This is a genomic window from Bosea vaviloviae (assembly GCF_001741865.1).
GTDB classification, from domain to species: Bacteria; Pseudomonadota; Alphaproteobacteria; order Rhizobiales; family Beijerinckiaceae; genus Allobosea; species Allobosea vaviloviae.
In genome coordinates this window covers 5,785,516-5,794,581 of sequence record NZ_CP017147.1, presented here as the reverse complement: position 1 = coordinate 5,794,581, position 9,066 = coordinate 5,785,516, and the positions used below count along the sequence as shown (strand labels likewise).

The window sequence follows — 9,066 nt, the reverse complement described above, 5'->3', positions numbered from 1 at the left end:
AGCGCCCGGTTCACGCCCAGCCCTGCCGCCCGGGTCAGGCGCGACCGGCGATCGGCGGGCTGCACGGGTGTCACGCGCGATCCGTCACGAGGCGATAGCCGACGCCGCGCACGGTCTGCAGATAGAGCGGATCGGCGGGGTCGCGCTCGACCTTGCGGCGCAGACGGTTCATCTGCACGTCGACGGTGCGGTCATTGGCGGCGCTGCCTTGGGCTGCGAGCTGTTCGCGCGGCACGACCTCGCCGGCGCGTTCGGCCAGTGCGGTCAGGATTTCGCGCTCGCGCTCGGTCAGGCGGATCATCTCCTCGCCCTTGTGAAGGTCGCCGCGCGCCAACCCGTAGACGAAGGGGCCGAAGCGGACGAAATCCGGGCGTGTCGCGGATTGCGCGGTATCGACGACGATCGTGCGCTTGAGGATGTTGCCGAGCCGCAGCAGCAATTCGCGCGGCTCGAAGGGCTTGGCGAGATAATCGTCGACGCCGAGTTCGAGCCCGTTGATGCGATCCTTGCTGTCGGCGCGCGCGGTCAGCATCAGGATCGGGATGGCGGAATCGGAGCGGAAGCGCTTGGCGAAATCGAAGCCGTTCTCGCCCGGCATCATGATGTCGAGCACGATGGCGTCGAAGACGAAGCTGGTCAGCCGCGTATCGGCCTCCGCAGCGCTGGCTGCGGTGGTGATGCGGTAACCATTGTCGCCGAGGAAGCGTCCCAGCAGATCGCGCAGGCGGCGGTCGTCATCGACCACAAGGATATGGGGCGCTTCGTCGGGGAGCGGTTGTCGCGCGCTGGCGGCGGCCATCGGCTGTTCACATCCTTGTTTTCGGGCCGGAGCGGCGTCCGGCATGCCGGCCAAGTCATCCTTCTGACACGCCATGGTGACGTTGGCGTGTTGCTGGCCGCATAGATTCAGTCGCCTCGCTCATCGCGGCTTGGCAAGGAATCCCAGCACTTTGTGGCGTTCCGATGCGTCGATCAACCCCGCGAGATAGCGTGCGACGATTGGGGCCGCCTCGGCACCGACGCCGTCGAGGGCGGCGTTGATGCGCTTGGCCTGCAATTGCACCAGGCTGAGCGCGAGTTTCTCGCCGGCTGGCGTGCTGTGGAGATGGCGCTGGCGCTTGTCCTGGACGCCGGTGCGCTGCTCAACATAGCCGGTCTCGACCAGTTCCTTGAGGACACGGTTCAGGCTCTGCTTGGTGATCTGCAGGATGTCGAGCAGCTCGGCGATGGTGAGGCCCGGCCGGCGCAGAACGAAATGCAGGACGCGATGATGGGCCCGCCCGAAGCCGTATTCGGACAGGATACGGTCGGGATCGCCGACGAAATCGCGATAGGCGAAGAACAGCAATTCGATCAAATCGAAGGGCACCTCTTCGGTCATTGCCGGGGCTTTGGCCGGGTCGATCGGTCGAGCGTGCGTGTCCGTCACCAGCAGCATCCCCGCTATACGTCAGTGATGTTGACATATCTCAGACGTAAGATTACCGGTCAAGCGTGCATGGCGACGGAATATGTCGCAATAGGCCGCCGTCGCGCATTTTTCGGTCCGGACTTGCGCGTTTTACGCCGTTGTGGCGGTGTTTGGCCGAACCGTATGTTCAAAATCGGATGTGCAAGAGGAGCACCCCATGTCAGTCATTCCTTTCGACCAGCGCGATGGCGTCATCTGGTTCGACGGCAAGCTCGTGCCGTGGAAGGACGCCAAGGTGCACGTACTGACCCATGGGTTGCATTACGGCTCCTGCGTGTTCGAGGGCGAGCGCTCCTATGACGGCGTCATCTACAAGGGCACCGAGCATTCGCAGCGCTTCCACAAATCGGCTGAGATCATGGATTTCACGATCCCCTACTCGGTCGCCGAGCTCGACGCCGCCAAATATCTCTGCCTGAAGGAAAACGGACTGAAGGACGCCTATATCCGCCCGGTCGCCTGGCGCGGCTCGGAGATGATGGCGGTGTCCGGCATGAACAACACGATCCATACCGCGATCGCGGTCTGGGAGTGGCCGAGCATGTTCGACATGGCGCAGAAGCTGAAGGGCGTGCGCCTCGACGTCGCGACCTATCGTCGGCCCGATCCGGCCTGCGCCCCGGTCCATGCCAAGGCGGCGGGCCTCTACATGATCTGCTCGCTGTCGAAGCATAAGGCCGAGCGCGCCGGCTATGCCGACGCGATGATGCTGGATTGGGAAGGCAATGTCGCCGAATGCACCGGCGCCAACATCTTCTTCATCAAGGACGGCGTGGTCCATACCCCGCTCGCCGACCGCTTCCTCAACGGCCTGACCCGCCAGTCGGTGATCGAGCAGTGCAAGAAGCGTGGCTTCGAGGTGGTCGAGCGTCGCATCCGCCCCGAGGAGTTGGAGAGCTTCAACGAGTGCTTCATCACCGGCTCTGCCGCCGAAGTGACGCTGGTCTCCGAGATCGGGCCCTACTCCTTCATCACCGGCAATATGGGCAAGGTGATCATGGAGGATTACTCGGCCGCGGTACGGCCGCAGTCCAAGGCGGCGTGAGCGGCCGGTCGCGACCCTCTGTCGTGATGCTCGCCCTCGTGGCGAGCATCACGACTTGACCAAGACCTGCGACCAGCCAAGACCTGCGACCAGCCAAGACCTGCGACCAGCCAAGACCTGCGACCAGCGAAGACGTGGATGGTCGGGACAAGCCCGACCATGACGGAGAGGCTCAGCCGTGGGGGCGCCGCGCTACTTGGCGGCCTTCACCTCGCTGCGCCAGAGCACCAGCCAGTCGTCGGGCAGCAGGCCCTGGCAGCGCGGCATCTCGGCGTAGGTCGTAAGCACGAAGTTCTTCCCGGTCCAGGCGTAGCCGCCCAGGCGGCCGCAATCGCCGGGGCCGCGCCCCTTTTCGAGAAAGGCGATCTGGCCGGTCGCCGGATCGTACTCGGCGTTGATGAGGCGGTTTCCGGTGGGTTTGCCCGGCTGCTGGAAGGCGAGCTTGCGCGCCTTGGCGACATCGCTGCCAGGCACGATCCAGTAGCTCGTGGTGTAGTTGTAGGCGCCGCCGAGGCAGGAGAGCATGACGAGCCGGCTCCTGCGGTCGATCTGGACGGCGCTGTCCATCCCGCGGGCCGGCTCGTTATCCTCGCAGGCATCGGGGTCTGTGCGCTGGAGCTGTTCACGCATCGCTGCGGCGAGCGCCTTTGCCTGTGCCTTCGTTGGCCCCCGTAGGGTTTTGGTCGGCACCGGCGTTACGATCGGCAGCGGGGCGGGCTGCGGGATGCGCGTGGGCGAAGTGTCCCCTTTGCGGATCAAGGCCGTCGGCGTCGAGAGCCGCCCCTGTCGCTCGTCCAGCCAGAGCATTGCGGCGACAGCACCGGCGAGCGGAATCTCGTAGCTGTCACGCGCCATCGTCGCGGTCATGGCGGTTGCCTTGCGCATCGCGGCAACCAGCGCCTCGATCTGCTCGGGCGTGAAGCGCACGCGACCGGTTTCGAGATCGGCGCGCTCGACCGTCAGTTTTGCGCCCGGCGAGGGAAAGGGTGCGCCGTCCACGGCAAGGTTGGCGACCAGCGGCAGTTCCGGCAGCGTGTCGGCCTTCAGCGTCAGTGTCAGGACCGGCGGCGCGGCCGGTCGGGCCTCGCGCTGGAGCATCAGCATGGCCGGAAAGCTCGCGCCGTCGACCGGAAGCGACAGGGCCGTGCAGCGCCCGAGATTGTCGCAACCGGCGAGCCATTCGCGGAAGGCTCCGCTGGTGGGTTCGGCCGCGCCGGCGGGCAAAGCGAGCAGGCCGCAAAGCAGCGCGAAGCCGAGATGGGCGTTCGCCCACGCCAGTCTGCTCATTTCGCCACCTTCACCTCGCTGTGGAACAGCGAGAGCCAGTCGTCGGGCGGCAGGCCCCGGCAGACCTCCATCCGGGTCAGCGACGTCAGCACGAAGGCCGATCCGGTCCAGGCGTAGTTGGCGGCGCTGCCGCAGTCGCCGACGCCACGGCCCTTGCCGTAATAGCTGAGCTGTCCCTTGTCCGGGTCGTATTCGGCGTTGACGAGAATGTTGCTCTTCTCGCCCGGGAAGGTGACAGGTTTCGCATTCGCGCCTGAATTGCCGGTCACGATCCAGTAGCCGGTCGCGGAATTATAGGCGCCGGTGCCACAGTGCAGCGCGACGAGCCTGCGATTGGCGTCGAGCGGCCAGATGCGGTCGGGCTCGCGGACCGGGCCGCTATTGTCGCAATCAGTCGCGCCGCCGGCCTTGACCTGGTCGCGCACCGCGCCGGTGATCGCCTGCACCGTCTTCGCATCGGGCTTCGGCAGCTTTGCCGTCGCCCGGGCGGTGATCACCGGCAGGGTCCGCGCCGGCTGCACGCGCGTGGCCGGCGCGTCGCCCTTGCGGATCAGGGCGTCGACCGTCCCGAGCCTTCCCTGCTGCTCATCGATCCAGATCATCGCCGCGACCGCGCCGGCGAGCGAGACGGCGAAACTCTTGCCCTCGAAGCGCACTGCAAGCTTCGTTGCCTTGCGCGCGGCCGCGAGCAGCGCCGCGATCTCCGCCTCGGGCAGTCCGACCTCGCCGACCTCTCCGTCCATCGAGAAGCCTTTGAACATGTGCCCTGCAGTCGGGAAAGGTGCGTCGTCCAGCGTCAGCTCGGTGGGGAAGCTCTCCTTCAGCTTCGCTTCGCGCAGGTTGAGCGTGAGCGTCGGCGCAGCCAATGCGCCGCCGATTCGCTCCAGCTTGAGATAGGCGATGCCGGGTGAGGCATCTTCTCCCGGAAAAGACAGCGCCACGCATTGGTTGAGGTTGTCGCAGCCGGCGATCCAGTCGCGAAACACCTTGCTGCGAAGCTCGGCCGTGCTGGCGGAAGTGTTCGGCAGAAGCAGCACTCCGATCAGCAGGCCCGGCCAGCGGCTCATCGTTTCACTCCCAGCGTTGGGCTGCCCTGTCGTCGGCATCCTTGGCCTCGACCCAGCCGCCAATCGTGCCGTCGAGCAGATGCTCGCGTTTCCAGAACGGCGCGCGGGTCTTGAGATAGTCCATCAGGAATTCGGCCGCCTCAAAAGCGGCGCGGCGATGGGCGGAAGCTGCAATCACCAGCACGATCTGCTCGCCCGGCGCGACCAGCCCATGGCGATGGATGGCAACGAGGCCCAAGAGCGGCCAGCGCCGCGTTGCCTCCTCAGCGACGCGGGCGATCTCGGCCTCGGCCATGCCGGGATAATGCTCGAGCTCGAGTGCCTTCAATCGCCCGCCCTCGTCGCGGCAGAGCCCGGAAAAGCTGACGACGGCGCCGATATCGCTGCGGCCGGCCGTGAGCGCCGCGATCTCGGCCGAGAGATCGAAATCCTCGCGCTGGATGCGGATGATGGGTGTCATCAACCCAAACCGTCATTGCGAGGAGGCGAAGCCAACGAAGCAATCCAGGGGCGGCAGTGCGCTACGCCCCCCTGGATTGCTTCGCTGCGCTCGCAATGACGGGGGAACGCGGCGGCCATCTATCCCCCCGTCATCGGGGGGAAGAAGGCGATTTCGCGGGCCCCGGTGATCGCCGCATCCGGTTTGACGTGATGGTGGTCGATCGCGGCGCGCACGATCGCCTCGTTCTCGAAAGCGGCCTCGTAGCCCTCGTCGCGGGTCTTCAGCCAGCGCACCAGATCGGCGATCGTCTCCGTGCCGGGGGGAGGCGCGACGGTCTCCTCGGACAGGCCGATGCGCTCGCGAACCCAGGCGAAATAGACCAGCTTCACAGTGCGAGCCTGGGTCAGTGCTTCGGTCATGGCGTGCGCGTATCCTCCTCGACGAGGTGGCGGATGCCGGCGTTGAAGTAATCCCAGCCGGTATAGATCGTCAGCCCCGCCGCGACCCAGAGCATGACGATGCCGATCTGCGTATTGTGAGGCAGCACCGTGTCGCCCGCGGGGCCGGCGACGAGGAAGCCGAGCGCCAGCAATTGCGCCGTGGTCTTCCATTTCGCGATCTTGCTGACGGGGACGCTGACCTTCAGCTCGGCCAGGAATTCGCGCAGCCCTGAGACCAGGATCTCGCGGCAGAGAATGACGATCGCGGCCCAGATCGCCCAGCCCTTGATCGTCTCGGTATGGACCAGCATCAAGAGCAGCGCGCAGACCAGCAGCTTGTCGGCGATGGGATCGAGCATGCGGCCGATCGCCGATTGCTGGCTCCAGGCGCGCGCGATCCAGCCGTCGAGATAGTCGGTGACGGCCGCCAGCACATAGACGGCGAGCGCGATCCAGCGGACCCAGTCGTCCTTGGGCCAGAACAACAGGCCGACCAGCGCCGGAATCGCCAGGATCCGGCCGTAGGTCAGGAGATTTGGCAGCGACCAGGGGCCCCGCCGCCTTATGGCTTCTGGAAGAATCGTCACGGTCATCACCAAAGCAGCGCGTTTGCGACAGCGTCAACACGCAAGGACGCGAGGTCGCAAATACGGTCAAGCATCATGAAAGAATTCATGCACGGCCTTGGCGGTGGCGGCGTTGACGCCGGGCGTGCGCATCAGATCGTCGAGCTTGGCGCGTTGGATCGCCTTCACGGTGCCGAAATGCAGCAGCAGCGCGCGTTTGCGTGAGGGGCCGATGCCGGGAATCTCGTCGAGCGGGTTCGTCATCGTGTCGCGCTTGCGCTTGGCCCTGTGGGTGCCGATGGCGAAACGGTGCGCCTCGTCGCGGAGCCGCTGGATGAAATAGAGCGCTGGATCACGCGGCGGCAGCTTGAAGGGCTCGCGGCCGGTCATGAAGAAGGTCTCGCGCATGGCGTTGCGGTCGGCGCCCTTGGCGATGGCGACGAGGGGAACGTCGCTGCCGCCGAGCTCGGCCATGATCTTCCGCGCGGCCTCGAACTGCCCCTTGCCGCCGTCGACGATGACGAGGTCCGGGCGGGACGGAAAGGCTGAGTCATCGGCCTCATCCTCCCGCGCCGCTTGTAGGGGGATGGGGGGCGTACCGCCTGGCAAGCCCTCTCCAAGCGGTACGCCCCCCACCTCCAACTCCTCCCCACCAGGGGGAGGAGAGTCGGTTGAGGTCGTCGGATTTGGACCCGCTTCCTTCGCCAACCGCGCGAACCGTCGCTGCAGCACCTCCCGCATCATGCCGAAATCGTCGCCCGCGATGGTGTCCGTCGAGATGTTGAAGGTGCGGTAATGGCTCTTCATGAAGCCGTCCTTGCCGGCGACGATCATGCCGCCGACCGCATTGGTGCCCATGATGTGCGAGTTGTCGTAGACCTCGACGCGGCGCGGCGGCTTCTCCATGCCGAAGGCGGCGCCCAGCGCCGCCAGCAGCGATTGCTGGCCGGCATTGTCGGCGAGCTTGCGGGAGAGCGCCTCGCGAGCGTTCTTCTGGGCATGGGCGACGAGATCGTATTTCTCGCCGCGCTTGGGTGCCGTGACCTCGACCTTGCGGTTGGCGCGGGTCGAGAGCGCCTGCGCGATCAGCTCGATCTCTTCGACGGGATGGGAGAGCAGCACGAGGCGCGGCGGCGGCTTGTCGTCGTAGAACTGGCTGACCACCGAGGCCAGGACCTCTGCCGGGGTCAGGCTCTTGTCGGCGCGCGGAAACAGCGCCCGGTTGCCCCAGTTCTGGTGGTTGCGGAAGAAGAAGATCTCGACGCAGAACTGCCCAGCCTGCTCGTCGATGGCGAAGACATCCGCCTCCTCGACGCCTTGCGTGTTGATGTCCTGCCCGGCCTGCACGGCCGAGAGCGCCGCGAGCCTGTCGCGATAGCGCGCCGCCTTCTCGAATTCGAGCTCCTCGGCCGCCTCCTGCATGCGGGCGGACAAGGTCTGCTTCACGGTCGATGAGCGCCCTGACAGGAAATCGCGGGCCTGGCTGGCGAGGCCCTGATAGTCGGGGATCGAGATCTCCCTGGTGCAGGGGCCGGAACAGCGCTTGATCTGGAAAAGCAGGCAGGGCCGGGTGCGGTTCTCGTAGAATGAGTCGGTGCAGGAGCGCAGCAGGAAGGCCTTCTGCAACGCATCGATGGTGCGCGTCACCGCCCAGACCGAGGCGAAGGGGCCGAAATAATCGCCCTTGCGCTGGCGCGAGCCGCGATGCTTGGCGATCTGCGGTGCCTCGTGGTCGCCACTGAGCAGGATATAGGGGAACGACTTGTCGTCGCGCAGCAGCACGTTGTAGCGCGGCCGCAACTGCTTGATCAGGTTGGATTCGAGCAGCAGCGCCTCGGCTTCGGTGCCGGTGGTGACGAACTCCATATTCGCCGTCTCGGCGATCATGCGCGCGACGGCGTTGGTGTGGGCCATGCCGCGGGCATAGGCGGTGACCCGGTTCTTCAGGTTCTTGGCCTTGCCGACATAGAGCACCTCGCCCGCACGATCGAACATGCGGTAGACGCCGGGTTTGCCCGGCAGATGCCTGGCGAAGCCGGCGATCACCTCGATGCCGTGCTTCAGCGCGCCGGGAGTTGCCTCTGTGAGGTCAGCCGCGGGCGCGGGAAGCGGGAGGCTTTCCTCCTCATCCTCCATCTCGGCATCCGGCAGCTCGTCTGGACGTTCGCGATTCATCGCCTGCATGTAGGACGTGATGCGGGTTTCGTCATGTCAGGAGCGTGCGATTCTTAAGCTTCGGCAGCCGACTCTTCGAGAGATTGCATTGAGGCACCGGCTGCCCCAGAAGTCGATTCCGGGCTGCTCGCCTGGCTCGGATCGCCAATGAGCCATGGTAGGGCCCTTTCCGCCCTCACTGGCCGATATAAGGCCGATCGATTCCTCAGCGTCGAGAAAGAACGGAAAGCTCAATCCATGTGGCAGGATCTCAAGGCGCGGCTGGGTGGTCTGTTCCTCATCGCGCTCGGGCTCGGCCTGGCCTGGTATTTCGTGCTGGGGCCGCTTCAGGACGCTCGGCAGGGCGCGCCGGAGGTGCGGTATTTCCTCAAGATCTTCGCGATCGTACCGCTTTGCGTCATTTGCGGACTGGGTTTCGTCCTGTTCGGAGAGAGGCTCAAATATGCCGACGCCTCTCGTCAGAACCTGACGGCGACCGGCTGGTTCATGTTCGTCATCATCGCGGTGGCGACGGCGGCCGGCTTCTGGTGGTTCAAGGAGCAGTTCGCGGCGCTCGGCTATCGCTGAGCGTTA

Annotated in this window: 10 protein-coding genes; 2 read left to right on the top strand and 8 right to left on the bottom strand. The window is 65.6% G+C overall.

Features of this window, described 5'->3' with window-relative positions; translation table 11 throughout:
* Positions 1-70: 70 nt before the first annotated feature.
* Both BHK69_RS26790 and BHK69_RS26785 read right to left on the bottom strand, forming a co-directional pair.
* A complete protein-coding gene (locus BHK69_RS26790; RefSeq protein ID WP_069692771.1) occupies positions 71-799 on the bottom strand; it encodes a response regulator in 729 nt (242 codons plus the stop codon).
* A gap of 120 nt (positions 800-919) precedes the next feature.
* A complete protein-coding gene (locus BHK69_RS26785) occupies positions 920-1,438 on the bottom strand; it encodes a MarR family winged helix-turn-helix transcriptional regulator (RefSeq protein WP_069692770.1) in 519 nt (172 codons plus the stop codon).
* 190 nt (positions 1,439-1,628) lie between these two features.
* Here BHK69_RS26785 and BHK69_RS26780 point away from each other — a divergent pair, with 190 nt between their 5' ends.
* A complete protein-coding gene (locus tag BHK69_RS26780) occupies positions 1,629-2,516 on the top strand; it encodes a branched-chain amino acid aminotransferase (RefSeq protein ID WP_069692769.1) in 888 nt (295 codons plus the stop codon).
* Between the two features lie 192 nt (positions 2,517-2,708).
* Here the strand turns inward: BHK69_RS26780 and BHK69_RS26775 are convergent, their stop codons facing one another.
* The 6 genes from BHK69_RS26775 to uvrC all read right to left on the bottom strand — a co-directional run bounded on the left by BHK69_RS26775 (position 2,709) and on the right by uvrC (position 8,493).
* Positions 2,709-3,803, bottom strand: a complete 1,095-nt coding sequence (locus BHK69_RS26775; RefSeq protein ID WP_069692768.1) for a DUF1176 domain-containing protein — start codon at positions 3,801-3,803, stop codon at positions 2,709-2,711.
* Entirely contained in the window at positions 3,800-4,870 is a 1,071-nt protein-coding gene (locus BHK69_RS26770) for a DUF1176 domain-containing protein (protein WP_069692767.1), read from the bottom strand. The genes BHK69_RS26775 and BHK69_RS26770 overlap by 4 nt, the downstream gene beginning before the upstream one ends.
* Positions 4,871-4,874: 4 nt before the next feature.
* Complete coding sequence (locus BHK69_RS26765; RefSeq protein ID WP_069692766.1) at positions 4,875-5,330, bottom strand: molybdenum cofactor biosynthesis protein MoaE; 456 nt, start codon at positions 5,328-5,330, stop codon at positions 4,875-4,877.
* A gap of 119 nt (positions 5,331-5,449) precedes the next feature.
* Positions 5,450-5,701, bottom strand: a complete 252-nt coding sequence (gene moaD / locus BHK69_RS26760; protein ID WP_069693992.1) for a molybdopterin converting factor subunit 1 — start codon at positions 5,699-5,701, stop codon at positions 5,450-5,452.
* Between the two features lie 26 nt (positions 5,702-5,727).
* On the bottom strand, positions 5,728-6,345 hold the full coding sequence (gene pgsA / locus BHK69_RS26755) for a CDP-diacylglycerol--glycerol-3-phosphate 3-phosphatidyltransferase (protein ID WP_069692765.1): 618 nt from the start codon (positions 6,343-6,345) through the stop codon (positions 5,728-5,730).
* A gap of 60 nt (positions 6,346-6,405) precedes the next feature.
* The gene (uvrC, locus tag BHK69_RS26750; RefSeq protein WP_083269911.1) at positions 6,406-8,493 is read right to left on the bottom strand and encodes an excinuclease ABC subunit UvrC; all 2,088 of its coding nucleotides are present in this window, start codon (positions 8,491-8,493) and stop codon (positions 6,406-6,408) included.
* A gap of 237 nt (positions 8,494-8,730) precedes the next feature.
* On the opposite strand from uvrC, the gene BHK69_RS26745 reads away from it, so the two are divergent.
* A complete protein-coding gene (locus BHK69_RS26745; protein WP_069692763.1) occupies positions 8,731-9,060 on the top strand; it encodes a hypothetical protein in 330 nt (109 codons plus the stop codon).
* The last annotated feature ends 6 nt before the right edge of the window (positions 9,061-9,066 follow it).